Source organism: Vibrio sp. 1457 (assembly GCF_033340195.1).
In the GTDB taxonomy this organism is placed as follows: domain Bacteria; phylum Pseudomonadota; class Gammaproteobacteria; order Enterobacterales; family Vibrionaceae; genus Vibrio; species Vibrio alginolyticus.
This window is the reverse complement of record NZ_JAWOWA010000010.1, coordinates 158,855-183,264: the sequence shown is the minus strand read 5'-3', so window position 1 is coordinate 183,264 and position 24,410 is coordinate 158,855. Positions and strand designations below refer to the sequence as shown.

The 24,410-nt window shown below is 44.3% G+C and carries 21 protein-coding genes and 1 pseudogene; 13 read left to right on the top strand and 9 right to left on the bottom strand.

What is annotated here, in order from left to right:
* From R7Z41_RS13055 to R7Z41_RS13040, 4 genes and pseudogenes are all read left to right on the top strand, one after another.
* Positions 1-599 (top strand): immunity 49 family protein (locus tag R7Z41_RS13055; RefSeq protein ID WP_318136367.1); only part of this gene is annotated, 599 nt, incomplete at its 5' end.
* 52 nt (positions 600-651) lie between these two features.
* Positions 652-876, top strand: a pseudogene (locus R7Z41_RS13050) (Low-specificity L-threonine aldolase); the annotation flags it as partial.
* Positions 877-958: 82 nt separating this feature from the next.
* Positions 959-1,219, top strand: a complete 261-nt coding sequence (locus tag R7Z41_RS13045) for a DUF5062 family protein (RefSeq protein WP_005376453.1) — start codon at positions 959-961, stop codon at positions 1,217-1,219.
* 223 nt (positions 1,220-1,442) lie between these two features.
* Complete coding sequence (locus R7Z41_RS13040; protein WP_005388773.1) at positions 1,443-1,937, top strand: YcxB family protein; 495 nt, start codon at positions 1,443-1,445, stop codon at positions 1,935-1,937.
* A 119-nt stretch (positions 1,938-2,056) separates the two neighbouring features.
* On the opposite strand, the gene R7Z41_RS13035 is transcribed toward R7Z41_RS13040, so the two are convergent.
* The 3 genes from R7Z41_RS13035 to R7Z41_RS13025 form a co-directional block, all read right to left on the bottom strand.
* The gene (locus R7Z41_RS13035; RefSeq protein WP_262679051.1) at positions 2,057-2,797 is read right to left on the bottom strand and encodes a helix-turn-helix domain-containing protein; all 741 of its coding nucleotides are present in this window, start codon (positions 2,795-2,797) and stop codon (positions 2,057-2,059) included.
* 104 nt (positions 2,798-2,901) lie between these two features.
* Positions 2,902-3,363, bottom strand: coding sequence for a carboxymuconolactone decarboxylase family protein (locus R7Z41_RS13030; protein WP_047104117.1), 462 nt, complete (start codon positions 3,361-3,363; stop codon positions 2,902-2,904).
* 195 nt (positions 3,364-3,558) lie between these two features.
* Positions 3,559-4,470, bottom strand: coding sequence for a DMT family transporter (locus tag R7Z41_RS13025; RefSeq protein ID WP_206969554.1), 912 nt, complete (start codon positions 4,468-4,470; stop codon positions 3,559-3,561).
* 93 nt (positions 4,471-4,563) lie between these two features.
* Here R7Z41_RS13025 and R7Z41_RS13020 point away from each other — a divergent pair, with 93 nt between their 5' ends.
* The 3 genes from R7Z41_RS13020 (at position 4,564) to R7Z41_RS13010 (ending at position 7,215) form a co-directional block, all read left to right on the top strand.
* Positions 4,564-5,469 (top strand): LysR family transcriptional regulator, encoded by a 906-nt coding sequence (locus tag R7Z41_RS13020; protein WP_025767809.1) that lies wholly within the window; start codon positions 4,564-4,566, stop codon positions 5,467-5,469.
* Between the two features lie 266 nt (positions 5,470-5,735).
* Positions 5,736-6,563, top strand: coding sequence for an MBL fold metallo-hydrolase (locus R7Z41_RS13015; protein WP_225455282.1), 828 nt, complete (start codon positions 5,736-5,738; stop codon positions 6,561-6,563).
* Between the two features lie 250 nt (positions 6,564-6,813).
* Positions 6,814-7,215 (top strand): VOC family protein, encoded by a 402-nt coding sequence (locus R7Z41_RS13010; protein WP_206969552.1) that lies wholly within the window; start codon positions 6,814-6,816, stop codon positions 7,213-7,215.
* Between the two features lie 240 nt (positions 7,216-7,455).
* Here R7Z41_RS13010 and gcvP read toward each other — a convergent pair whose 3' ends face one another.
* From gcvP to R7Z41_RS12995, 3 genes are all read right to left on the bottom strand, one after another.
* The gene (gcvP, locus tag R7Z41_RS13005; RefSeq protein WP_225477828.1) at positions 7,456-10,320 is read right to left on the bottom strand and encodes an aminomethyl-transferring glycine dehydrogenase; all 2,865 of its coding nucleotides are present in this window, start codon (positions 10,318-10,320) and stop codon (positions 7,456-7,458) included.
* A 126-nt stretch (positions 10,321-10,446) separates the two neighbouring features.
* On the bottom strand, positions 10,447-10,827 hold the full coding sequence (gene gcvH / locus R7Z41_RS13000) for a glycine cleavage system protein GcvH (protein ID WP_005376432.1): 381 nt from the start codon (positions 10,825-10,827) through the stop codon (positions 10,447-10,449).
* Positions 10,828-10,880: 53 nt separating this feature from the next.
* Positions 10,881-12,176, bottom strand: a complete 1,296-nt coding sequence (locus tag R7Z41_RS12995) for a serine hydroxymethyltransferase (RefSeq protein WP_005376430.1) — start codon at positions 12,174-12,176, stop codon at positions 10,881-10,883.
* Between the two features lie 379 nt (positions 12,177-12,555).
* Here R7Z41_RS12995 and R7Z41_RS12990 point away from each other — a divergent pair, with 379 nt between their 5' ends.
* On the top strand, positions 12,556-13,179 hold the full coding sequence (locus tag R7Z41_RS12990) for a helix-turn-helix domain-containing protein (protein WP_005376429.1): 624 nt from the start codon (positions 12,556-12,558) through the stop codon (positions 13,177-13,179).
* Between the two features lie 260 nt (positions 13,180-13,439).
* Complete coding sequence (gcvT, locus tag R7Z41_RS12985; protein WP_064369269.1) at positions 13,440-14,558, top strand: glycine cleavage system aminomethyltransferase GcvT; 1,119 nt, start codon at positions 13,440-13,442, stop codon at positions 14,556-14,558.
* 71 nt (positions 14,559-14,629) lie between these two features.
* On the opposite strand, the gene vdeR is transcribed toward gcvT, so the two are convergent.
* Positions 14,630-15,358 (bottom strand): efflux transporter transcriptional repressor VdeR, encoded by a 729-nt coding sequence (vdeR, locus tag R7Z41_RS12980; protein WP_005376423.1) that lies wholly within the window; start codon positions 15,356-15,358, stop codon positions 14,630-14,632.
* Between the two features lie 160 nt (positions 15,359-15,518).
* Between vdeR and R7Z41_RS12975 the strand changes: the two genes are divergently transcribed.
* The 4 genes from R7Z41_RS12975 (at position 15,519) to R7Z41_RS12960 (ending at position 21,598) form a co-directional block, all read left to right on the top strand.
* The gene (locus R7Z41_RS12975; protein WP_053349134.1) at positions 15,519-16,592 is read left to right on the top strand and encodes an efflux RND transporter periplasmic adaptor subunit; all 1,074 of its coding nucleotides are present in this window, start codon (positions 15,519-15,521) and stop codon (positions 16,590-16,592) included.
* Complete coding sequence (locus R7Z41_RS12970; RefSeq protein WP_062730998.1) at positions 16,592-17,653, top strand: efflux RND transporter periplasmic adaptor subunit; 1,062 nt, start codon at positions 16,592-16,594, stop codon at positions 17,651-17,653. The genes R7Z41_RS12975 and R7Z41_RS12970 overlap by 1 nt, the downstream gene beginning before the upstream one ends.
* Positions 17,653-20,712, top strand: coding sequence for an efflux RND transporter permease subunit (locus R7Z41_RS12965; protein ID WP_064354753.1), 3,060 nt, complete (start codon positions 17,653-17,655; stop codon positions 20,710-20,712). Before R7Z41_RS12970 ends, R7Z41_RS12965 begins: the two co-directional genes overlap by 1 nt.
* A 175-nt stretch (positions 20,713-20,887) precedes the next feature.
* A complete protein-coding gene (locus tag R7Z41_RS12960) occupies positions 20,888-21,598 on the top strand; it encodes a hypothetical protein (protein ID WP_064369268.1) in 711 nt (236 codons plus the stop codon).
* 80 nt (positions 21,599-21,678) lie between these two features.
* Here the strand turns inward: R7Z41_RS12960 and fruA are convergent, their stop codons facing one another.
* Positions 21,679-23,418, bottom strand: a complete 1,740-nt coding sequence (gene fruA, locus R7Z41_RS12955) for a PTS fructose transporter subunit IIBC (protein WP_005376409.1) — start codon at positions 23,416-23,418, stop codon at positions 21,679-21,681.
* An 18-nt stretch (positions 23,419-23,436) separates the two neighbouring features.
* On the bottom strand, positions 23,437-24,408 hold the full coding sequence (gene pfkB, locus R7Z41_RS12950; RefSeq protein ID WP_225477830.1) for a 1-phosphofructokinase: 972 nt from the start codon (positions 24,406-24,408) through the stop codon (positions 23,437-23,439).
* Between the last annotated feature and the right edge of the window lie 2 nt (positions 24,409-24,410).

Sequence of the window (24,410 nt, the reverse complement as noted above, 5' to 3'; positions counted from 1 at the left end):
TGCTGGCCAATCATTCAGACCAAGTGGTTGAATTTTCCGTTGGGCACCGACACTTTTCGGAAGTGGGTAACCGTTCTGTTGCAGAAGGAACAATGGATGCTTGGTTGGATGAAATCTGTTTAGCAATGGCAGCGAGAGATTGGCGCTGCGTAGAGCTGATGACCATCATGGATGAGTCGTTAGTTTCTATAAAGACGCCGTTTAATGTTGCGCTAGTCGAGTTCGTTAACGGTGTATTTAGCAATTCATCAGCGTTACCAGAGTTATTGCAAACTGTGATGGAGAAATCCTCCCCGCAATACTTAGAATCAACCAGAGTGCCATATGTACACTCTTTGTTTATTCCATTTGTGAATGTGTTTGTTGCCATTATCGATGGCGATGAGTCACATTATCAAGAAGCACTGAGAGATGCGTTAGAGGCGCATTATCAGTTCTACATGAATGAAGATGTTCGCTATTCGCCAAAAGGAAATGTTTCTCTGAAACTGATTGGTCTTGCTGCATTGGCATACGATAAGTATGGCTGGACAATTCCAGAAACCGCATATTTGCCGAAATGGCTCGTTTACGGTGAACAGGATCTTTGTTCTAAATAAATCATTAATAGAACACCTTATGTAGTGTCTGCAGCAATGCCGTTCGGCAGCACCTCGAGCAAACATGTTGCACCTTATCCTGCCATTTAGCTGCGAAGAGTTGAAAGAACTCCAACACACGTTTGCCACGGAAAAGGGCATTTGGTTTGGTAACCCGCAAGTCACGGCACATCCAAATCAATCGATTGTTGAATGGTATATTGGTGACTACCTGCTCAATCTTGGTGATGACGAATTAAGGTCGTTTTTCAATCAGTTACTCGGTAAGAAGGCATAAACTTATCAATATGCGAGCTTACTAACACGCCATACGCGACACTTCATGTATTCTTAATTGAAGCGAAGAAGAGGATTTATCAATGTCAAAAAGCTCCAAACTTCACAATGAAGACAAACTGGTTAAGAAGGCACTAGAGATTGGTGGGAAGATGGCGAAGCTACAAGGCTTTGACCTTCCTCAGTCACCACAACCTCTAAGAGTAAAAGCGATTTACCTATTCTTGGTTGATGCCAAACAGATCACCCCATTACCGGAAAGCAAGCTAGACGGCGCAAGCATCAAACACCGACTGGCAGTCTGGATACACAGTGCATTGCCAGACAACGACCCTCTAAAGTAGAAAACCTCATAAGTCATATAGGTCATTAATTAACAAGGCGAGCCAAATGGTTCGCCTTGTTTGATCTTGGCGAGTGCACCGAGGTCTTCTAATGTTTCGTTATCATTGATTTACAAAACAGCATCAAAAGGGCTAAAGATAAAGCCAGAGAAGCGCTACAATGCTCGCGTTGCAAGAGTGCAACCAAGAATACTCATTTACAGAAGCCTTGAAGTAACCATACATGTCTAAAGATTTCGAATTCACTACAGAATACACACTCGACAAGCCATTTTTTGCTGAGTGTTATGATCAAACTAGCCAGCCAGTTAAGTTCCCGCAAGCGTATTTGAAAGGGATCCTCTTTCTAATTTTTGGTGTGGTTTTATTGGAGTTTGAACTGCTACCTAACGGTTACGTCGGTTGGTTCTTTATCGTATTGAGTGTGATTGAAGCGTGCAGCGTTTACTTCAAAAGAACTTGGTGGCTGTGGCGTCAAACCATCAGCTCAAGCCGCGGCAGTAAAGTGGTGTTTGAAGTGAATGCAGATGGCGTGCGCTACAAAAGCGGTAAAGTTGACCGCAGCCTCGCTTGGAATGAAATCGACCAACTCGAACAAACTGATTTGGGCTTTATCCTTCACCTTGGTAAACAACGCCAATACATCAGCAAATCTTGCTTAAACGAAGAAGTGATCGCGTTTATGGTAGAGCAGCACGCGGCATCAAAAGCGAGCTAACCAGCTCATATCAAGCTGGAATGAGCGTTCTAAAAAGTAGGTGATATATGATCGAACATTGTAGCAAGTATATCGTCGATTCTGAATCAATTGGGTTTGATGTAGAAAGCTAATAAGGCTTAGAGGTTTCTCTTTCGGACATACTGCTTCGGTGTCATGCGCGCAATCTGCTTACACTCTCTAGTCATGTGTGCTTGATCGGAAAAGCCTTGCTCCAGCGCCAATTCCGATAAAGTAAGATCGGGTTGCGCTCGGAGTTGCTCTAAAGTGTGCTTCACTCGTTTAATGCGTTGGTAATGTTTAGGAGTAATCCCCAACCATTTCTGAAAATTGCGCTCTCTCTGGCGCTGACTGATGGTCCCTGTAGGTTGTTCAATAATGTGGCCGACATACTGCGGTTCATATTCCTCAATCAGTGTTTGAACCCAGCGATATAACGTAGAAATCCTTGCATATGGCGAACGAGCTGTTTGCAGAGACTCAAATGTTGCTAGTGCAGAAGAAGCCAAAGGGTGGTCGTCTTGAATCCGCAATAGCTGTTCTAGACGTTTACCAAATAGTTGATAACCAACAGCAGGATGAAAGCGTACGCCAGTCATCACCGCGCCTGGCGGTAGGCAGACCTGATGTGCCAGAATGCTTATAGGCAGTAGGACAACCCCCGGCGTCTGCCACTCACCATCTATTTGTACTTCATTCTGTAAAATGAGTACCACACCTGTACCAGCATCACTGAGTAATTGTTTACGTACGGTTTGCGTCGTATCAGGTTTGACGGATGCTGACCAAATGGCTTGAACATAGCCAGCTAAAGCCTTTTGAGGTTTTAAAATATCAAATTCTAAGTTCAAATGAATCATCCTATTTAACCTCAACTTAAATGAGAAAGTGATACACATGTACTTTTCATCCTATTAAGTTGAGGTATAAGCAGTGGCTTACAAGTAAGAACCGTCAAATAGAATTATCGAGGTTTATAGACTCCAACCTTTGGCTTAAATGCCTTAACTATTCGGTTCCAACTATTGATCGCGTTGATCGCAATTGTTAGGTTGACCATAGCTTCTTCTCCAAAGGTATTCAAGGTCAGCTGATAGCTATCATCATCTACTGGTAGGCCAGCAGTTAGTAATTCAGCCCAACCTAGTGCAACGTGTTCTGCATCGCTGTAGAATGGCATATCTTTCCATGCACTAAGCCCCCATATGCGTTCCGGCTTTTCACCTAACTTAAGCGCATCTTTACTATGCATGTCGATACAAAATGCACATTGATTGATTTGCGATATGCGTAACTTAACCAGTTCCCATATGATCATGTTCATAGTTTCTGATTGGCTAAATTGTTCATGGAAGTAAGCTTCCTGAGCGTATAGGATTTCTATTGCTTTTGGCGCTACTTCAATATAGTTGAGTCGTTTTTTCATGGCCATTCTCCTCTGTTTTTTACATAGTAAAAAACGCTCTTAGCAAAAGATTGAAGATTTTCGACATGCACTCAATAAAGTTAGATAAAAGAGTGAACGACGAAAGCGAAAAGTGTACCTATTGGAAACCAAGAAAACTTATGCCAATTAACAAAGTATTGCTCTAAATAATGGACTTAAGGTTGGCGTCTATTTTTACTCCACCACCTTCCGTAAACGAGCAAAAGGTGCTGAGTTACCTATATACACACCAGCCGCAACGATAAAGACGCCTAAAACATTTTCCCATTGAGCCTGCTCACCAGAAATGAACGAAATCAGTAGAGTGAATACCGGCATAATATTAAATAATGGAGACATCTTATCTGGACCAAGAACGATAGCGCCTTTCATCCAAAAGTAATAAGCAATCAAAGTTCCAAACAGGCTCATGTAAGCTATTAATGCTAGGTCTTTAAATGTTATGGCATTTAAGCTACGGCTAAAGTCGCCGTGGTACATCGCTATAGCGACCATTTGAATGGCACCAATACTTAACACCCAACGTAACTGCTGAGTTACTGGGATATGAGATGTTAAACGCTTCGCTAGAATTGTGTATAAACACCCACTAATTAAAGCAAATAACATGTATAGATAACCAATATTACTATTGCTGCTAATAGAATGAATATTTCCCCCTGTAATGACGATTACCACTCCACAAAAACTGATTAGTGCACCTAAAATAGTTTTAACCGAAATGGAAGTCTTGAGAATAACGCCCGACAACAAGATAGTGACAAGTGGTAGGTTTGCCTGAACAACCGCTGCGTTAACTGGGGTAGTAAATCTCATTGCAGAGAAAATAGAGAAGTTTTGGATAGTTACACCCACGGTTGCTATAACAAACAACGACAACATACTTTTTCGTGTGAGTTTGGCTCCATATGGAGAGCGTTTAGTACCTCTTATCAGTAAGAGTATTAAAGCTGCAACGGAAAATCGTAACGTCGCTGAATCCAAAGGAGAGACATCGCTATTAATAGCCTTTATTACGTTAAAGTTACTAGACCAAAAAAAGATAGCGACAACAACACCGCACCAAATTGATAAATGCTTAGACATAGATCTTCCTGATAAAAATTAACTTGACGCGATAATGCTATATATTTCATATTTGATTTTTAATAGCCAAATTTAAGAGGGTTAATCCCAAATATGGAACGTCACTCTTTGGATGACCTTTTGTTATTCGTTTCTGTTGCTCGCTATCAAAGCCTAACACAAGGATCTGAGCGTCTTAATGTCCCGTTAGCCACGCTAAGCCGGAAGTTAAAAAGGCTGGAAACAAACTTAAATTGCAGACTATTTAACCGCAGTGCACACCACTTTGCGTTAACAACTGATGGCGAAAAATATTATCAACTCTGTGAGCCGTTACTTCTTAGCTTAAATAATGTGACATCGAGAATTGCGACTGAGCGTCAGTCTTTAAGCGGAACGATCAAAATATCAGCGCCAATTAACATGACACAGATGTGGTTAAAGCGGTGCGTTTATGAATTTGCAGAGCAACATCCGAAGATATGTATCGATTTAGATGTACAGAATGAAAAAATCAATCTTGTATCTAACCGTGTCGATGTTAGTTTTCGTCTTGGTGATCTTATTGAACAAGACTGGATTGCTCAGAAATTATGGTCGATTCCATTTGCGCTTTGTGCATCACGAAGCTATTTAGAACAACACCAACCGATTACCCATCCAGAACAACTTGTTCATCATCGCCTAATTACGGTAAACAACGACAGCCAATGGAAATTAGTTAATCAAATCACCAATGAAACATTTGATCGTCCGCTAAAGTTTCAATTCACTTCAAATGATGTACTACTAGTTAGAGACGCCGTCATCCATGGTTTAGGAATTGCTTGGATTCCAACCTATTACTTTCATGAGCTAAATCATGATCAACATAACCTGCTGCCTTTGTTGCCAGAATGGCAATGCTCGGGTAAAGAAGTATTCATTATGTATCGAGACCGCGATAAAAGGCCTGCAAGAGTTGATGCATTTATTGAACATGTCTTAAATTGGAAAAATCGCATTCAAATGTTTGCTTGAAAGAGGTTTATCACATTGTGCTGTGCCGGTAACCTCAAGTGAAGCTTCATGACTCTGCTTCAATTGAGTTCATTTATTTAACCTCTAAAAGAATCATGAATACATAGGCAGTTAATAGGATTCGAGTTTACAAGTGATTCGGTCAGCTAAAACTCAAGCTAAGTAGAAAGTATTTGCAGTTGTATTTGCCTCTGAAAATCGTTTAGAGCTTTCTCATCCGCGAAGTTCTATAAGAAATTATTAAGGATATATTTGTGTGCGATTTCGTGAAAAAAATTATTGTAGGTTTACTTTTCAGTGCTTCGTCTTTTGCTTCCTTAAGTCAATATGTTCCAGCAATGAATGATAAGAACGGTTATGTAGAACCATTTCAGATGTTTGATAATGTCTATTATGTAGGAGACAAGTGGGTCTCATCATATGCCATTGCTACAGAAGACGGACTTGTTATCATTGATACGCTTGACTTCCCTTACTCTGAGTGGATACCTATCAACCTAGAGAAGCTAGGGCTAAAAGATAAGCCAATAACGCACATATTGGTAACTCATGGGCATTCTGACCACGTTGGGGGCGCCCAGTTACTTCAAGAGAAGTATGGTTCCAAAGTCGTGATGACCAAAAGCGCTCATGAACTATCTATACAGCAATCAAACAAAAGCGAAGGTGAGAACAAGTTCCTTCCTCCAAATTTAGACATAGAGATAAAAAGCGATAGCTCTATGGTTATTGGTGGACATGAGTTTAAGTTCTATCTCACACCTGGCCACACGGAAGGTGATTATTCCTTAGACTTCGCTGTTGAAGATAATGGCGAACAATATCGTGCTTTTATCGTTGGTGGGCATAGCGTAAGTAGCAATGATCCAGAAGTTATTGGCCAGTTCCTGACTAGCATGGAGAAAATTAGAAAAATTTCACTACAGGCACCTATTGTGAACGTTAACCTTTCGAACCATCCACATAAAAATTTCCTTTTTGAAAATAGGAAGAAGCTCGGCACAAGCGGTAACCCGTTTATCAGTGAGGCAAACTTCTTCATGTTCCTTAAGCAACAAGAAGATTTAGCTAAGGGAAAACTAGAAGAACTATAATACCATGGTATACGAGCAGCCTTCGTTATTAGGTTAGAGGTTTACTCTTGAGTTATAGCTAAGGCTTTAATAAGTTGCTCAATCAAGATTCGACACTGGTGGCAGCTATATTGTTTGTCGGTTCTAGTGACAAAGGCGCCGCGCGTAAACATTCGTATTGTGTGCCTTAAACATTTGCAAGGCGTTACGTGCTTTCTGGAAAAGTCTCAAAATAGCGTACAATTAGCGTTTTGACACAGCGGAAATCATCATGGCCAAAACTGTTCAGCAGCAAATCGGAAACATTGCTCTAGTCGTTGAAAATTACGACGATGCTATCGAATTCTATACTCAAAAACTTCAATTCACTCTGGTTGAAGATACCAACCTAGGTTGTGGTAAACGCTGGGTTCAAGTTTCTCCTCCAAACTCCAATGGTACAAACCTACTTTTAGCTCAAGCGAGTACACCGGAGCAAACGCATGCAGTAGGAAATCAAACAGGTGGTCGTGTTTTCCTGTTTCTGCAAACTAATGATTTTTGGCGTGACTACGAGTTGATGAAGAAAAATGGTATTGTATTTAATGAAGAGCCTCGTGTGGAAGAATACGGGACAGTGGTGGTGTTCCAAGATCTCTATGGTAATAAGTGGGACTTACTGCAACTGAACTGAGAAACTACACAGCACCTGCATAACATAGTGTTCATGAGGAGTTTCCAACAAGCTTTTAAGGCTCTGAGATATTAGTGCTAATTCAAAGGTTCTCAGAAGTCACTGTATTTCTAAATCACTTTTGTGCAAACAATAACTAGCCATCATTCCTTCTCGATGTATCAACAAATGTTAGGGCGGCACACCAAAAACAAAGGCGAACCAATCGGTTCGCCTTTGTTTATTTAGATTCTACAAAAATTAATCTTCGTAGTTATCGATGCTTGGGCATGAACAGATTAGGTTACGGTCACCGTATACGTTATCTACGCGATTTACCGTTGGCCAGTACTTCCAAGATTTGGTCGCTTTAGACGGGAAGCAGCCAATCTCGCGAGAGTAAGGGCGGTCCCAATCTTCAGCTGAAAGATCAACTTGTGTGTGTGGCGCGTTAACAAGTGGGTTGTTATCCAGTGGCCATTCACCGTTTTTCACTTTCTCCATTTCTTCGCGGATAGCGATCATCGCATCACAGAAGCGGTCTAGCTCTTCTAGATCTTCCGATTCCGTTGGCTCAACCATTAGCGTGCCCGCTACAGGGAACGACATAGTTGGTGCGTGGAAACCGTAGTCCATTAGACGCTTCGCGATGTCTTCTTCGCTGATACCTGTTTCTTCTTTCAGCGGACGAATGTCGATAATACATTCGTGCGCTACGCGGCCATTTTTGCCACGGTAAAGAACAGGGTAGTGTTGGCGAAGTGTTTCCATCACGTAGTTTGCGTTCAGAATTGCTACTTTTGTAGCATCTGTTAGGCCAGCTTCACCCATCATTGCGATGTAAGCCCAAGAGATAGGCAGGATAGAAGCGCTACCCATATCTGCTGCTGATACTGCGAAATCTGCGCCTTCTACACCGTCTTCAATATGCCCTGGTAAGAAAGGAGCTAGGTGAGATTTCACACCGATAGGACCCATACCCGGACCGCCACCACCGTGCGGGATGCAGAAGGTTTTGTGTAGGTTTAGGTGAGAAACGTCTGAACCGATGAAGCCTGGTGATGTTAGACCAACCTGCGCGTTCATGTTAGCGCCGTCTAGGTAAACCTGACCACCAGCGGCATGAACCATTTCACACACTTCTTTCACTTTCTCTTCGTAAACGCCGTGCGTAGAAGGGTAAGTGATCATAATGCTTGATAGGTTGTCTTTGTGTTTCTCGATTTTCGCTGCTAGGTCGTCGATGTCGATGTTGCCTTCTTCATCACACTTAACCACAACCACTTTCATTGACACCATAGATGCTGTTGCAGGGTTAGTACCGTGCGCAGAGCTTGGGATCAAACATACGTTGCGGTGACCTTCGCCACGGCTTTCGTGGTAGCGTTGAATCGCGATAAGACCTGCGTACTCACCCGATGCACCAGAGTTTGGTTGTAGTGAGAATGCGTCATAGCCAGTGATTTCACATAGCTTTTCTTTAAGATCTTTTGCGAGTGCTGCGTAACCAGCTGCTTGTTCTGCTGGTGCGAACGGGTGGATCGAACCAAACTCAGGCCAAGTTACTGGAATCATCTCCGCTGCTGCGTTCAGCTTCATCGTACAGCTGCCCAGTGGGATCATGCCGTGCGTGAGTGAGAAGTCTTTGTTCTCTAGCTGTTTTAGGTAACGCATCATCTGTGTTTCGCTGTGGTGCGTGTTAAACACAGGGTGTGTTAGATATTCTGTTGTGCGGCGCAATGCTTCTGGAATGGCTGCAAACTCGTTGCCTGCGATTTCAGTTGATAGTGCTGCGACTTCTTCTTTCACACCGAATACTGCGAATAGGGCTTCTACATCTGCCACGGTTGTGGTTTCGTCGAAACTCACACCTAGCTGAGTACCCAACTTACGTAGGTTGATGTCTGCGGCTAGTGCTTTCGCGTATAGGTCTTCAGTTTGTGCACCTGTGTTGATAGTGATGGTGTCGAAGAAGCTGTTGTGAGCAAGCTCGAAGCCGCCTTTAGTTAGGCCAGCGGCTAGGATGGCTGTCATGTGGTGCGTACGACGAGCAATCGTGCGTAGACCTTCTGCGCCGTGGTAAACCGCGTAGAAAGACGCCATGTTCGCTAGCAGTGCTTGAGCAGTACAGATGTTTGATGTCGCTTTTTCACGACGGATGTGCTGTTCACGCGTTTGCATTGCCATACGCAGTGCTTGGTTACCATTGGTATCGATAGAAACACCGATAACACGACCAGGCATTGTACGCTTGTGCTGATCACGCGTTGCCATGAAAGCAGCGTGTGGACCGCCGTAACCCATCGGCACGCCAAAACGTTGTGCTGAACCGATTGCTACGTCTGCGCCCATTTCACCTGCAGGTTTAAGTAGGGTAGAAGCAAGAAGGTCCGTTGCTACAGTCACTAGTGTTTTGTTTGCTTGCGCTTTAGCGATGATGTCCGTTAGGTCACGAACTTCACCTGTTGTACTTGGGTATTGAACTAGTGCGCCGAACACGTCTTGCTCTGGTAGTGATTCTAAAGAACCAACCAAGACTTCAAAGCCGATGAATTTCGCACGAGTTTTTACCACTTCGATGGTTTGTGGGTGAACGTCGTCAGCAACGAAGAATACGTTGCTCTTGCTTTTACCCGCACGCTTACAAAGTGTCATCGCTTCTGCGGCTGCCGTTGCTTCATCAAGCAATGACGCGTTCGCGATTTCCATACCAGTAAGATCCATCACCATTTGTTGGTAGTTTAGAAGTGCTTCTAAACGACCTTGTGAGATCTCTGGTTGGTAAGGGGTGTAAGCAGTGTACCAGCCCGGGTTTTCCATCACGTTGCGTAGAATTACGTTCGGCGTGAAGGTGTTGTAGTAACCTTGACCAATGAATGTACGTTTAACTTGGTTCTGATCGGCGAACTTACGCATTGCTGCCAGCATGTCTGCTTCGCTTTTCGCTTCTGCCAAGCTCATTGGTTGCTCTAGGCGAATTTGTGCTGGTACGGTTTCGTCGATAAGCGAATCTAGGCTAACTGCGTTGATCGCTTCCAACATTTTCTGTTGGTCAGATTTGTTTGGTCCATTGTGGCGAGCAACGAACTCGTTTTGTGTGCTGAGGCTTTGAAGTAATTCAGTCATTGTCCTTTACCTACTCCTTGGTTCGGGTAACGGATTTGCGTTACTGATAAATTAAATTATACGTCCGAACCTAGAAAAAAAGCTGTTCTCTAAACAGGCTAGGGAACAGCTTTCGTCACATCCTAATTACTCTTCTTCGATAGAGTTTAGGTATTCGTCTGCGTCTTTCAGGTTATCTAGTTCAGATACATCAGACATCTTCACTTTTACGATCCAGCCACCTTCGTACGGCTCTTCGTTAATTAGCTCTGGGCTGTCTTCTAGTTCTTCATTGATTTCTACGATTTCACCAGTGATTGGTGCGTAGATGTCTGACGCTGCTTTTACAGATTCAACGAGAGAGAAGCTTTCACCTGCTTCAACTTCGTCTTCTACGTCTGGTAGGTCAACGAATACCACGTCACCTAGCATTTCTTGTGCATGCTCAGAAATACCAATTGTTACTGTGCCGTCACCGTTGTCACGTACCCACTCGTGGCTATCTGCAAACTTCAGTGTTTTGTCCATTGCTTAATCTCCGAATAACTTGTCAGGAATTATTATGATTTCAAAAAAATCGTTTACTGGTATAGAGGAAAGCGACTGCAAAGTTCTTTTACTTCTTTGCGAACGCGTTTTTCAACTTCTGCGTCACCTTCAGGGTTGTTCACTAAACCGTCCAGTACGTCACCAATCCAATTACCGATGAGTTTGAATTCTTCAGCGCCAAAGCCGCGGCTTGTACCCGCAGGCGTTCCTAAACGGATGCCCGATGTAATCATAGGCTTCTCTGTATCGAATGGGATGCCATTTTTGTTACATGTGATCCCAGCACGCTCTAGAGCTTCTTCTGCTTTATTGCCTTTCAACCCTTTCGGACGAAGGTCAACCAGCATTAGGTGCGTGTCTGTGCCACCAGTTACGATGTCGCAACCGCGAGTTTGCAATACTTCCGCTAGGACTTTTGCGTTATTGATCACCGAATCAATATAAGTTTTAAATTCAGGGCCAAGCGCTTCACCAAATGCGACCGCTTTGGCTGCGATAACGTGCATCAGTGGGCCACCTTGTAGGCCAGGGAATACGGCTGAGTTGATTTTCTTAATGATGTCTTCGTGGTTAGTAAGAATCATACCGCCGCGAGGGCCACGCAATGTTTTGTGTGTTGTAGTCGTAACAACGTGTGCGTGTGGCAGTGGGCTAGGGTGCGCGCCTGTTGCGATAAGACCGGCGATGTGTGCCATGTCGACCATAAGAATTGCATTTACTTCGTCTGCGATTTCACGGAATTTTGCAAAGTCGATAGTACGTGGAATAGCGCTACCACCTGCGATGATCATTTTAGGTTGGTGCTCAAGTGCTAGCTCACGAACATCTTCGTAGTTGATTTCCAGTGTTTCGCGATCAACACCGTATTGAACTGCATTAAACCATTTACCAGAAAGTGCAGGGCGTGCACCGTGCGTCAGGTGACCACCTGCGTCTAAAGACATACCAAGAATGGTGTCACCAGGTTGAAGCAGTGCTAGTTTTACTGCGCCGTTTGCTTGTGCGCCTGAGTGTGGTTGAACGTTTGCGTATTCACAATTGAAAAGTTTTTTTGCGCGTTCGATAGCAATGGCTTCCACTGTATCTACGTGCTCACAACCACCATAGTAACGACGACCTGGGTAGCCTTCAGCGTATTTGTTTGTTAGGCATGTGCCTTGAGCTTGCATTACCGCTTTAGAAACAATGTTCTCTGAAGCGATAAGTTCGATTTGTTCGTTTTGGCGAGCGGATTCCGCTTGAATTCCAGCAAAGACAGCATCATCTGTCGCAGAGAGGTTGGTAGAGAAAAAGTTTTCCAAGCTGTGGTTAGGGTAACTCTTATTCATGGTAGTTGACCTTCCAAATCTGAAAATGAACCCGCAATAGATGAGTTATGATTTGCGGTTGTGGTTCATTTGTCCTCAAAAACAGCTGAACTGCGTAGCAGAACAGAGTGAACATCCGGCCCTAAATTTGGGCAAAAACTCCGTTGGATTGCGTGTTTCCTTTACCAATCTCTTACGGAAATATGCATCTCTACATCTAACAAGTTGGTAACATAGCGCCTGTGACGGGAACAATCAACCAAAAATTTCCTATAGGAAACAAGATTTCAAAATTTGTTAACAAGAGCACGCTTTAATTCACTTGGTGGACTTCTATCCACTATGTGCTTCATGCACAATGCGAGTAAGACAAAAAATATGGATATCTATAGAGGGATTTATGGCAGAAAGTATTTACGATGAATACCCATCGATGACGTTGGCAAAAGAGCAACATGACCAAAATATCGAGCCGTTAAAACTGGGCCAGCGTATTAAGGATATCCGCTCGAAACTCGGTATCACATTAGAAGAAGCGAGTCAGCGAACCGGGCTTGCTCGATCTACACTGAGCAAAATAGAAAATGAGCAGATCTCCCCGACGTTTCAAGCGATGCAAAAATTGGCACTTGGCTTACAAATTGACATGCCACAACTCTTTGAGCCACCTAGAAAAAAGGTAGCGACAGGGCGCAGGGATGTTACCAAGAAGAATGAAGGTAAACCACACCCAACACAAACCTATGAACACGAACTGCTCGCGACACAACTTTCCAACAAGAAAATGATGCCGTTTAAGAGCCAAATTCGAGCTCGTAGTTTTGATGAATATAAAGACTGGGTTCGTCATGATGGCGAAGAATTTCTGCTTATCTTATCTGGTGAGGTCATGTTCTATTCTGAGTTTTACGAACCTGTTGTTTTAAGCGAGGGAGACAGCGTTTATTACGATGCAAATATGGGACATATGTTGACCAGTGTTAGCGAAGAAGATGCGCTCATTTTGTGGGTGACAGCCAAATAGTGATAAATACTTGTAAATTTCCTATAGTGAAAGCAAACGATTGCTGTTGGTGGTCGTTATGATGAAAAAGCGCTTTTTTGATGAGAACTTGCTCATTAAAGCGCTTTTTTTGTACGATTTGTTGTGATTAAAATGTTAAGAGTCACACTTTTGCAAGTCGATCTACGTCTTGTTCGTGCAAAATAGAATGAGCCATGTTTATTATTGGAAACACATCGAATGCCGATAGCATTCTCGGGTCTATCTAAATGGAGACGAAAATGACTCAAGAACTACTGAAAACACCACTACACGCACTTCACGTTGAAGTTGGTGCCAAAATGGTCCCGTTCGCGGGTTACGATATGCCTGTTCAGTATCCTCTAGGCGTAAAGAAGGAACACTTACATACTCGTGATGCGGCAGGTCTGTTTGATGTTTCTCACATGGGACAGCTTCGCCTAATTGGTGACGGTGCAGCTGCGTTCCTAGAAACATTAGTCCCAGTGGATATTGTGGATCTTGAGTCTGGTAAACAGCGTTACGCTTTTTTCACTAATGAAGAGGGCGGCATCATGGACGACTTGATGGTGGCTAACCTAGGCGATCATCTGTTTGTGGTTGTGAACGCAGCATGTAAAGCGCAAGATATCGCACACCTACAAGCGCATTTACCATCTGGTGTTGAGCTAGAAACTATCGAAGACCGAGCTCTACTTGCAATCCAAGGCCCTAAAGCGGCGGCTGTATTGGCGCGTTTTGCACCAGAAGTTTCTGAAATGCTGTTCATGGATATTTGTAAAGTCGATGTTTTAGGCACCGAGTGCATTGTTTCTCGTAGTGGTTATACAGGCGAAGACGGTTACGAAATCTCGGTTCCTGCTGACAAAGCGGAAGAGCTAGCACGTAAACTGACTGCGGAAGATGAAGTTGAATGGATTGGCCTTGGTGCTCGTGATTCACTTCGTCTTGAGTGTGGCCTTTGTCTATACGGTCATGACCTAGACACAACAACAACACCTGTTGAAGCGAGCTTGCTATGGGGTATCCAAAAAGTTCGTCGTATTGGTGGTGAACGTGAAGGTGGTTTCCCTGGCGCAGACATTATTCTTAAGCAGATTGAGACTAAAGATGTGGCGCGTAAGCGTGTGGGTCTAGTAGGTCAAACCAAAGCGCCAGTGCGTGAAGGTGTTGAACTGTTTGATGCTGACGGCGTTAAAATTGGCGTTGTAACCAGCGGTACGGCGGGTCCGAATGCAGGTAAGCCAGTCTCAATGGGTTATGTTCGTGCGGATTTGGCGGCGATTGGTACTGAAGTGTTCGCTGAAGTGCGTGGTAAAATGCTACCAATGACAGTTGAAAAAATGCCGTTCGTACCACAACGCTACTACCGTGGTTAAAACGAATTGAAACAAAAATGCCGAGCTTTGTAGCTCGGCATTTTTTATGTCTTCTTTTCGCTTGTTTACTTTTAGTTTACTGCTTCATCAATAGTACAGCACATATCAATAACGATATCTTCAAGCTTTTCCGGATGAATCATCTCTTCTTTTGGGATCCCAAATTGAGAGGCCATAATGGTATTAAACAATTCCCAATGCTTGATCAGCAGTTTTTCGCGATTATCTGCAATATCCGGCCATGTTTCTTGCATCATTGGTGCGAGACTGACAGCACCATGTGCGAAGATCAACATTTGCCACTTTGATTCCCACTGATCAAACTGTGCATTAGGGTTTTCGCTGTTGTACTGCTCGAAAATTCCGGTAAATATTGCAGCGAATTCATCTTTTGACTTTAAGAAGTACTGCAGTAGAGCACCGTCATCGCCTTGTCGAATGGCATCGGCGATCATCTGTACTGGATGAGGATTGACGAGAGCAAATGCTAGCATGCGAACCATAAACAGATAAATTTTTCTATTCGAAGGTGTGTTCTCCGGCATTTCATTGATGAGTTCAGCCATATAGCACTGCATGAACTCGTCCATTGCATCGCTAACCGCTTGCCAGATTTTCTCTTTGCTGCCGAAGTGGTGACGGATCAAACTATGTGAAACACCAGCCTTTTCACTGATATTGCGCAGCGAGACACGCTCGTAACCAAGTTCACAAAACATATCTGCTGCCACTTTAAGGATCAGACACTTAGTTTGTTCTGCTGCTTCAGCACTTCTACGCCCCTGCTTTCTTTCATTCATAGTTCGAATTTTCCCGAATATTAATCACGCGCTTACTTTTACCAGAAACCGAACGCTTTGACTAATTAATTTGCTATCCACCTGGAAAATATGTTGATCAGTTTCAAATTCTGCTTATACTGCACGGCTGTGTAATATATAAAACCTACGGAGAAAGCGGGTGCGAAAACAATATTTAAGGCGCACTTTAGTTGGCGCAGTGGTGACATTAAGTCTTTCTGGGATGCTAACTGGGTGTAATAAAGCCATTTCTGAGCCGTCTGAACCTTTAATCAAACCTGTAAAATTACTGGCGGTGAAAGACCTAGAACTTGAAGACTCGCACGCCTTTTTAGCGCGTATTGATGCAACACATCGCGCGCAGCTTTCTTTTCAGGTTGGTGGAGAGGTAGATGAATTACGTGTACGCATGGGTCAAAAGGTCCAAAAAGGTGAAGTGCTCGCAACGTTAGACCCTAAAGATCTTCAGCTTGCGTTAGATGCCGCTCAAGCGCAGTACGCGTTAGCGAAAACACAATGGGACCGCGCGAAAAACCTTTACGGAAAAAAACTCATTAGTACTGATGAGTACGATCAGAAAGAAACTCAATATAAAGCGGCATTGGCGAACTACGAACAAGCTAAAACCGATTTGAGCTATACCAAAATTCATGCACCGTTTGATGGCATTGTGTCATATACCTATGTCAACCCGTTTCAGGTAGTAGCAGAGAAGCAGGAGATCTTGAATCTCATTGATAACACGACGTTGGATGTGTCGTTCACCTTGCCAGTAAGTTATGCGGAATCTGTATCACTTGAGTCACTGCAAAACTCTGATATGTGGGTGACGATGGATAGCGAGCCAAGAAAACGTATTCCTGGGCAATTTAAAGAAATTTCGACGCAGCCAAACATCGATACCAATAGTTATGAGGCGATCGTGACCATCACTCGACCAGAAGATCGCAATTTGCTGACAGGTATGACAGGGCAGGTACACATTGCTAAACAACATGTATCGGACGCGATGACGTTACCTCAGTCTGCTTGGGTCAACAAAAATGGGACGCAAGGTGAAGTTTGGGTAATGGACAGAAGCACGCAGCAGGTCAATAAAGTCACTGTGTCACTTGACGCAGCAGGTGGTGTGAAAGCCGGGCTTGATAACAATGATTACGTTGTTATTGCTGGTGTTGAGAGACTGGTTGAAGGACAAGTGGTGAAAGCTTGGGTTCGTGAGGGAGGCATTTAATGAAACGTTCTCTACTTACGATCTCTGCGATTGCACTTGCAGTTTTAACAGGGTGCAAAAATGAAAACCAAGCTATCGTCGAGCAGTCACTTTTTGTGTCGACTATCTCGGTGGATGCACCAGTACAAAGTCAACATCGCGCGTTCAAAGGCATAGTAGTGCCTGCAGAGCAAACGCCAATGGCATTTCGCCGCGCTGGGGAAGTTCAGCACGTATTGGTTAAAGCGGGTGACGTTGTGAAGCAGGGGCAAATGATCGCAAAGCTAGATGATAGCAAAGAGAAGCAAGCCGTGAATGACGCAGAAGCACAATACACACTTGCAATTCGTCAGCTTAAACGCGGTGAAGACTTGCATGCACGTCAAATGATTTCAAAAGCGGAACTTGATGAGCTAACCGCCAATAAAGAGCTAGCTGAGGCTACTTTCTATAACGCGACCAATCAATTGAATTACACCCGTTTATTCGCCCCGTTCGCCGGTAAAGTATCTGATGTTTTCAAAGAACGTTTTGAGCGTGTGGCAATTGGTGAACCCGTGTTAAACCTATACCAAAACGATTTGGTTTACGTGCGTATTGAGCTTTCCGACAATGTTTTAGCGATGGTAGACCCAAACTCAGACAGCATGAGCTACAAGCCTAGAGCAACCTTCTCCGGCATCGATGGCAGATTTGCTTTGGACTATTTAGAGCACACAAGTGAACCCAACGCTGAAACTCAAACCTACGAAATGTACTTGACGATGCCACAGCCAAAAACAGAGATATTGCCGGGAACCAGCGTAAGCGTTTTGGTCGATATGGTGAAGGCGGGCATTACCTCTATCGATGGTTACAGTGTGCCTGTCACGGCGCTTCAAGCAGGCAGTGAAGGGAATGAGTTCTTTGTGTGGAAAAAAGAAGGTGACATTGTCACACGGGTGCCTGTCATGATTTCTCAAGTGAATGGCAATGGAGCCATTGTGTCGTCAGGTGTTAGCCAGGGCGATATTCTGATTAATTCAAATCTGCGTAAATTACGCGAAGGTAAACATGTGGATGTTGTGGAGAATAACCAATAATGAACATTGCTGAGTATTCAATAAAAAACAAAGTCATCAGCTGGTTGTTCATTATTATCCTTGCTGTTGGTGGTTTAACGTCATTTTTGGAGCTGGGACGATTAGAAGACCCGGCATTTACGATCAAAGATGCCATGATCATCTCAACATACCCTGGCGCGACGTCAAAAGAAGTTGAAGAAGAGCTGACGTATCCTCTAGAAAAAGAGATTCGAAAACTCCCTTATATCGACAAAATTACCTCTACGTCTTCTAATGGTATGTCTCAAATAACGGTGAGCATGGAAATGGACTATGGTCCTGATGAACTGCCGCAAATTTGGGATGAAATGCGCCGTAAAATTAATGATTTACGACCATCATTGCCTCAAGGTGTTCAGTCTTTACAGATCATTGATGATTTCGGTGACGTTTATGGCGTGATGTTAATGCTCACTGGTGACGATTACGACTATGTAGAGCTGAAACGTTATGCGGATTACCTGACCCGTGAAATCGAGCTTGTTGATGGTGTTGGTAAGGTAGACATCACGGGCGATCAGCAAGAAATGCTATTCGTTGAGATCTCACTTGATCGCCTTGCTGCACTGAACTTAGACATGAATGTGGTTTCGAGCTTGTTGAACCAGCAAAACAATGTGGTTTCAGCAGGTGAAGTGATGGTCAATGGCGAAAGCCTTGTTATTCGCCCAAGCGGCACCTTAAACACTGTAGAAGCACTAGAAAATCTGATCATTCATGGCCGTGACACAGGAAATCTAATTCGTCTAAAAGACGTAGCAACGATTTCGCGCGGTATTCAAGAGAAGCCAAGCAACGTCGTACTCTTTAACGGTCAAAAAGCGATTAATATCGGTATCTCGTTTGCATCGGGTGTGAACGTGGTTGAGGTTGGTGAACGTTTGGATGCGGAGCTCGCGAGCCTTGAGTCTATCAAGCCTGCTGGCATCGATATGAACTACTTTTACAACCAAGCCAATGAGGTGGATGAATCTGTTAAAGCGTTTGTAATTAGTCTAGCGGAGGCAGTGGCGATCGTAATCATTGTGTTGCTGTTTACTATGGGTTTACGCAGTGGTGTCATCATTGGAGTTGTGTTGTTATTGACGGTATTTGGTACCTTCATTTTGATGAATTACAACAACATCGAACTGCATCGTATTTCTCTTGGCGCGTTAATTATTGCCTTGGGTATGCTGGTTGATAACGCGATTGTTGTCGTGGAAGGCATATTGGTTGGCCTAAAGAAAGGGCGTACCAAAGTTCAAGCGGCTGTCGATATTGTAAAGCAAACACAATGGCCTTTGCTGGGCGCAACTGTTATTGCAATTACGGCTTTTGCACCTATCGGCTTGTCGCAAGATGCGACAGGTGAGTTCATGGGCTCTCTATTCTGGGTGCTGTGTTTCTCACTATTTTTAAGCTGGATTACCGCTATTACACTGACGCCTTTCCTTGCCGATCTTTTGTTGAAAGAGGAAAACAAAGAGCAGGGTACTAGCGAAGATGATCCTTATAAAGGCTGGTTGTTTGTCGTATTTGGGGCATCACTGAAATTTGCATTGCGATTCCGCTGGCTTACCGTTGCTGGCATGGTGGCGCTATTAGTGGGTGCTGTCGTGGCATTTGGTAATGTAAAACAGCAGTTCTTCCCACCATCGAATACGCCGATGTTCTACGTGGATATGTGGATGCCAGAGGGTACTGACATCCGTGAAACGATTAAAAAAGCTGAAGAGGTCGAAAGCTACATTCGTCAGCAAGATGATATTGACTTTGTTTCTGCTTCGATTGGGCAGGGCCTACAGCGTTTTGCTTTAACCTATCAACCAGAAAAAAGTTACGAAGCGTACGCGCAGTTCCAAGTTCGCGCGACTGATCGTGAGAAAATGTTTGGTTTACTGCATAAGTTAGATGCGAATCTGGCGAAAACATTTGATGCGCCTACGTTCCAGTTTAAATTGATGGAATTTGGTCCATCACCAGCGTCTAAGATCGAAGCGCGTATTACTGGCCCTGAACCACAAGTTTTACGTGACTTGGCGGTGCAAGTTGAAGACATCCTTCATACCGACCCTGGTGCTCGAAACATTCGTCACGATTGGCGAGAGCGCACCAAGGAACTTGTACCCGCTTTCAATGAGTCTAAAGCTCGTCGCTTAGGTATTTCGAAAGAAGATCTTTCAAGCACACTGCAAATGGCGTTTGGTGGTAGCACCTTAGGTTACTTGCGTGATGGTACACATACGTTGCCAATTATGACACGCCTTCCTGAAGAAGAACGCGTAGATTTTGAATCACTACAAAACGTGACCATTTGGAGTCCTTCGTTGCAAACGTATATTCCGGTTGATCAAGTGATTGATGGCGTTCAACTGGATTGGAGTGAGCCGCTAATTCAGCGTCGTGACCGTAAGCGTACGTTAACCGTTCTCGCGGACCATGATGTGTTGAGTGACGACACGGCAGCAAGCTTATTTGCTCGTGTACAGCCTAAAGTGATGGCATTGCATGTTCCAGAAGGATACGAAATCACATGGGGTGGTGAGTACGAATCATCCAAAGATGCACAAGAAGGCCTATTCGGTTCATTGCCGATGGGTTACTTGTTGATGTTCATCATTACTATTTTACTGTTTAACTCAATCAAAAAGCCGTTGGTCATTTGGTTCACCGTTCCGTTAGCGATCATTGGCGTTGCTTTTGGTTTGCTTACCACGAACATGCCGTTCAGTTTTACAGCATTCCTTGGTTTGTTAAGCCTAAGTGGCATGATTTTGAAAAACGGTATTGTGTTGCTTGACCAAATTAACCTTGAGTTGGAGTCAGGTAAAGATCCTTACCTCGCGATTGTCGATAGTGCGATAAGCCGCGTTCGTCCGGTAAGTATGGCTGCCCTAACAACTATCTTGGGGATGATTCCACTGGTCTTCGACGCCTTCTTTGGCTCGATGGCAATAACGATTATGGCAGGTCTTGGTTTTGCTACTGTACTGACACTGATAGTGGTGCCAGTGATGTTTGCAATTCTGTTTAGGGTAAAACCGACCACTGCATAGGGACTCCTGGCTATTTGCCAGCTTCCTGCCTAGCCCTGAAGGTTTTCTTCGGGGCTTTTTTGATCTTACTAATATATACCAAACCATTCATTTGCTTGATTTTAATGATTTTCTTACGATTACAATGCAAATCATGCGTATACTGATGTAACGACACATCAAAGATTGAGATTACATGAATAAACGCATATTAAACGGACTCTTCTTCGTTGGTTCTTTCACCTTGGTTGGCTGCACCGCGACGGACAGCATGCCGACAGAAACCAAACAACCTGCCCCTAAAGTCAACAGTGTTAGTGCTGAAGTCATTTCCAGTTGGATTGATAGTAAGGTTTTAGCCCCTGAAGGGCTGTCGCTCGAGCAAGACAATCTACGTTATCTATCGGGTAGCGCCGACCTAAACAGCGACGGCAAGGCAGAACACATAGTGTTGCTTCAAGATCGCTATTTCTGTGGTAGTGGTGGCTGCTCTGCATATATGTTTGATAATGAGGGAAACGTTATTAATCGAATGTCGGTAACTCGCACGCCTATTGTACTAGCCGACAGTTACAGTAATGGTTGGCAGGACTTTATCGTTTGGAGTAATGGCTCATATCGACTCATGAGTTACAACGGTGAATCTTATCCAAGTAACCCGTCACTAGAGCCAAAGGTGGATCGAGACGCTAACCAGCAGGCGGCAATCGCAAATGTAATGGCGACAGAGCTTTATCAGCAAGACGGCTATGACATTCTGCCCGCAGATTCAAAAACCTTGTGGACGCCAGCTAACGTTTACCACTTTACCTTCAAGCACTACGGTGACCCGCATAGCGCTTATCAAGCAACGGTGGATATGAGCAGTGGGGAAGTAGACATTGTAGCCGTTCCGGCTGCGGAATAAAAAACACCTCCCTTACGGAATTAAAGGGAGGTGCTAAATGCCAAATTCGAGGGTGGCATTGTTAACCGGAGTCGCTCTAATTAAGCTGCGACTTCTTGTTTCGCTTCTGCTTTGCTTTTTAAGAATGCGTAAGTAAAGCCAGTGACCGCCGTACCCGCTGCAATAGCCACTAAATACATTAATACTGGTGAAATTGCGTTAGGAATTAGCAGCACGAATAGACCGCCGTGTGGTGCCATTAATTTCGCACCGAATAGCATCGATAGGGCACCAGTAAGCGCGCCACCTGCCATACAAGATGGAATCACGCGCATTGGATCTTTCGCAGCAAATGGAATTGCGCCTTCAGAGATGAAACACAGGCCCAAGACAAATGATGCTTTACCTGCCTCACGTTCATTTTGTTCAAATTTGTTCTTCGCAATGAAGGTCGCTAAACCCATACCTAGCGCAGGAACCATACCTGCGGCCATGATTGCCGCCATTGGCGCGTAAGTTTGTGAAGCCAAAAGGCCAACACCAAATGCGTAAGCGGCTTTGTTTACCGGGCCTCCTAGGTCGAAGCACATCATTGCGCCAAGGATAATACCCAGTAGTACTGCACTGTCAGAACCCATGTTGTTTAGGAAGTCAGTCAGGCCGTTCATGATGCCTGAAACTGGGCCGCCTACGATGTAGATCATGACAAGGCCAGTGAACAATGTTGCTACAAATGGAATGATCAGAATTGGTTTAAGCGCTTCCATCGATTGTGGGAGTTTTACTTTGTCCGCAAGGAGCTTCGCTGCATAACCGGCAATGAAGCCAGCTGCGATACCACCTAGGAAACCAGCACCCGTTGAACTTGCTAGCATACCGCCAACAAGACCAGGAGCCAGACCCGGACGGTCAGCAATTGAGAACGCGATGTAACCAGCAAGTACAGGAATCATCAATGCGAATGCAGAGCCACCACCAATGTTCATCAAGGCTGCTGCTAGTGTGCCTTCTTCTTTAAATGCTTCAATACCGAACACGAAAGATAGAGCGATGATCAAACCACCTGCAACGACGACAGGAAGCATGTGCGAAACACCCGTCATTAGGTGTTTGTAAGCGCCTTTTTTCTCTTCGGTGGAAGATGAAGAGTTAGCTGAACCAGAATGTTGATACACCGTGGCTTGCTCGAATGCTTTGTCCATCTCTTCGGCTGTTTTCTTCAGAGCTGGACCTGTTTTCGTGCGGTACATCTTTTTGCCGTTAAAGCGATCAAGTGGCACTTCAATATCCGCAGCAATGATCACCAGATCGGCGTCTGCAATTTCTTGCTCAGTCAGTTGGTTTTTAGCGCCAACTGAACCACGAGTTTCCACCTTGATTTGATGGCCACGACGCTTGCCTTCTTCTTCTAAAGCTTCTGCCGCCATAAAGGTATGCGCAACGCCAGTAGGGCATGCCGTGATTGCAACAATCTTCTTTGATGCTGATGTTGTATCTGTAGTGATAGGGGCTGCAAGTGTGGTTGCTTTTTCAAGTAAAGTGGCGTTTTCAACCGCTTGCTGGAGAAACGCAGTTGCGTCTTTTGCTACTTCGCTAATTTCCGCTTGGTAAACCTTTTTTCCTACAAAACGAGAAGTGTCGACGCTAGTATTTGCCGCAATGACAATGACTTCTGCTTGTTCAACGTCAGCTTCCGTCAATAGTGTTGGTTCAACCACACTTGATTGACATTCTATTTTGGCATTCCAGTTTAATTTTGCGGCGGCTTGTTCTAGTAATCCTGCCGCAAGGATGCTATTTGCTACACCGCTCGGACAGGCAGTAATAATGGCAATATTCATACGATAACCTTCTGTTCCTTAGTTTTGTTCTAAGTTTGTAATAGGGTAAAGCGCGCTAACTTCAGTTTGTCGCTTGATATTTTCCAGTTCTTCCTGACTGGTTAGCCCTACGCCAACTTGACTAACTGCCAAAGCAGAAAGTGCCGTAGCGAAGCGCAATAAATCGTTTTTAGGCATCAGTTGCATGTGGCCCCAACACAAGCCAGCGACCAGCGTATCGCCTGCGCCAACGGTGCTCACGACATGCATTCGAGGCGGTTTTGCACTAAGCCATTCGCCTTGGTTGAGCCACATAACACCGTCAGGTCCCATAGAAACCACGATGTTTTCTATGCCTTTGTCGCTCAGTGTTTGCGCTGCAGCTTGGCACTGTTCAGGTGTTGCTAGATGTTCGCCAACAAAATCACCAAGTTCTTCATCGTTAGGTTTAATTAACCATGGGTGAGCATCAATACCTGACTTCAATGCGGCTTTGCTACTGTCGAACAACACCTTTTTGCCTTGTTGATGCAGTGCTTCTATCCATGCAGCGCATTGTTCAGCGGTTACGCCTCCAGGTAAGCTACCTGCAAGTACAAAGTAATCATGCGTCTCCGCTAGACGAAATAGTGTCTCCTCAAAGCGAGTAATTTCGTCGGCCGCTACTTGAACGCCAGGGAAGTTGATATCACTGACGTTGCCATTGGCCTCAACCAGCTTAACGTTGATACGAGTGGCACCCTCTACTTCCACAAATTCATTCTTAACGTTGATGTCATTGAAAAGCTGATGAAATAGCTCTGGGTTATCTTTACCGAGAAAGCCGGTAACCGTGACGTCTGCGCCTAAATCGCTCAATACTTTTGCTACGTTGACACCTTTACCTGCAGCGTGGAGATTGCTTTGCTGTACTAAGCTCACGGAATCAACGTTTAGTTCATTTACTGAACCTGTTAAATCCAATGCCGGGTTGAGCGTAATAGTGACAACCTTATTTGTTTTGTTTGTCATAT

What these genes read in the sequence shown, in the direction of transcription:
- R7Z41_RS12970 (WP_062730998.1), top strand. Translation starts at nt 16,592, where the DNA reads ATGAAACGTTCTCTACTTACGATCTCTGCGATTGCACTTGCAGTTTTA.
- R7Z41_RS13020 (WP_025767809.1), top strand. Translation starts at nt 4,564, where the DNA reads ATGGAACGTCACTCTTTGGATGACCTTTTGTTATTCGTTTCTGTTGCT.
- R7Z41_RS13045 (WP_005376453.1), top strand. Translation starts at nt 959, where the DNA reads ATGTCAAAAAGCTCCAAACTTCACAATGAAGACAAACTGGTTAAGAAG.
- R7Z41_RS13010 (WP_206969552.1), top strand. Translation starts at nt 6,814, where the DNA reads ATGGCCAAAACTGTTCAGCAGCAAATCGGAAACATTGCTCTAGTCGTT.
- fruA (WP_005376409.1), bottom strand. Translation starts at nt 23,418, where the DNA reads ATGAATATTGCCATTATTACTGCCTGTCCGAGCGGTGTAGCAAATAGC.
- R7Z41_RS13040 (WP_005388773.1), top strand. Translation starts at nt 1,443, where the DNA reads ATGTCTAAAGATTTCGAATTCACTACAGAATACACACTCGACAAGCCA.
- R7Z41_RS13035 (WP_262679051.1), bottom strand. Translation starts at nt 2,797, where the DNA reads ATGATTCATTTGAACTTAGAATTTGATATTTTAAAACCTCAAAAGGCT.
- R7Z41_RS12995 (WP_005376430.1), bottom strand. Translation starts at nt 12,176, where the DNA reads ATGAATAAGAGTTACCCTAACCACAGCTTGGAAAACTTTTTCTCTACC.
- R7Z41_RS12990 (WP_005376429.1), top strand. Translation starts at nt 12,556, where the DNA reads ATGGCAGAAAGTATTTACGATGAATACCCATCGATGACGTTGGCAAAA.
- gcvH (WP_005376432.1), bottom strand. Translation starts at nt 10,827, where the DNA reads ATGGACAAAACACTGAAGTTTGCAGATAGCCACGAGTGGGTACGTGAC.
- R7Z41_RS13025 (WP_206969554.1), bottom strand. Translation starts at nt 4,470, where the DNA reads ATGTCTAAGCATTTATCAATTTGGTGCGGTGTTGTTGTCGCTATCTTT.
- R7Z41_RS12965 (WP_064354753.1), top strand. Translation starts at nt 17,653, where the DNA reads ATGAACATTGCTGAGTATTCAATAAAAAACAAAGTCATCAGCTGGTTG.
- R7Z41_RS13030 (WP_047104117.1), bottom strand. Translation starts at nt 3,363, where the DNA reads ATGAAAAAACGACTCAACTATATTGAAGTAGCGCCAAAAGCAATAGAA.
- R7Z41_RS12960 (WP_064369268.1), top strand. Translation starts at nt 20,888, where the DNA reads ATGAATAAACGCATATTAAACGGACTCTTCTTCGTTGGTTCTTTCACC.
- pfkB (WP_225477830.1), bottom strand. Translation starts at nt 24,408, where the DNA reads ATGACAAACAAAACAAATAAGGTTGTCACTATTACGCTCAACCCGGCA.
- gcvT (WP_064369269.1), top strand. Translation starts at nt 13,440, where the DNA reads ATGACTCAAGAACTACTGAAAACACCACTACACGCACTTCACGTTGAA.
- gcvP (WP_225477828.1), bottom strand. Translation starts at nt 10,320, where the DNA reads ATGACTGAATTACTTCAAAGCCTCAGCACACAAAACGAGTTCGTTGCT.
- vdeR (WP_005376423.1), bottom strand. Translation starts at nt 15,358, where the DNA reads ATGAATGAAAGAAAGCAGGGGCGTAGAAGTGCTGAAGCAGCAGAACAA.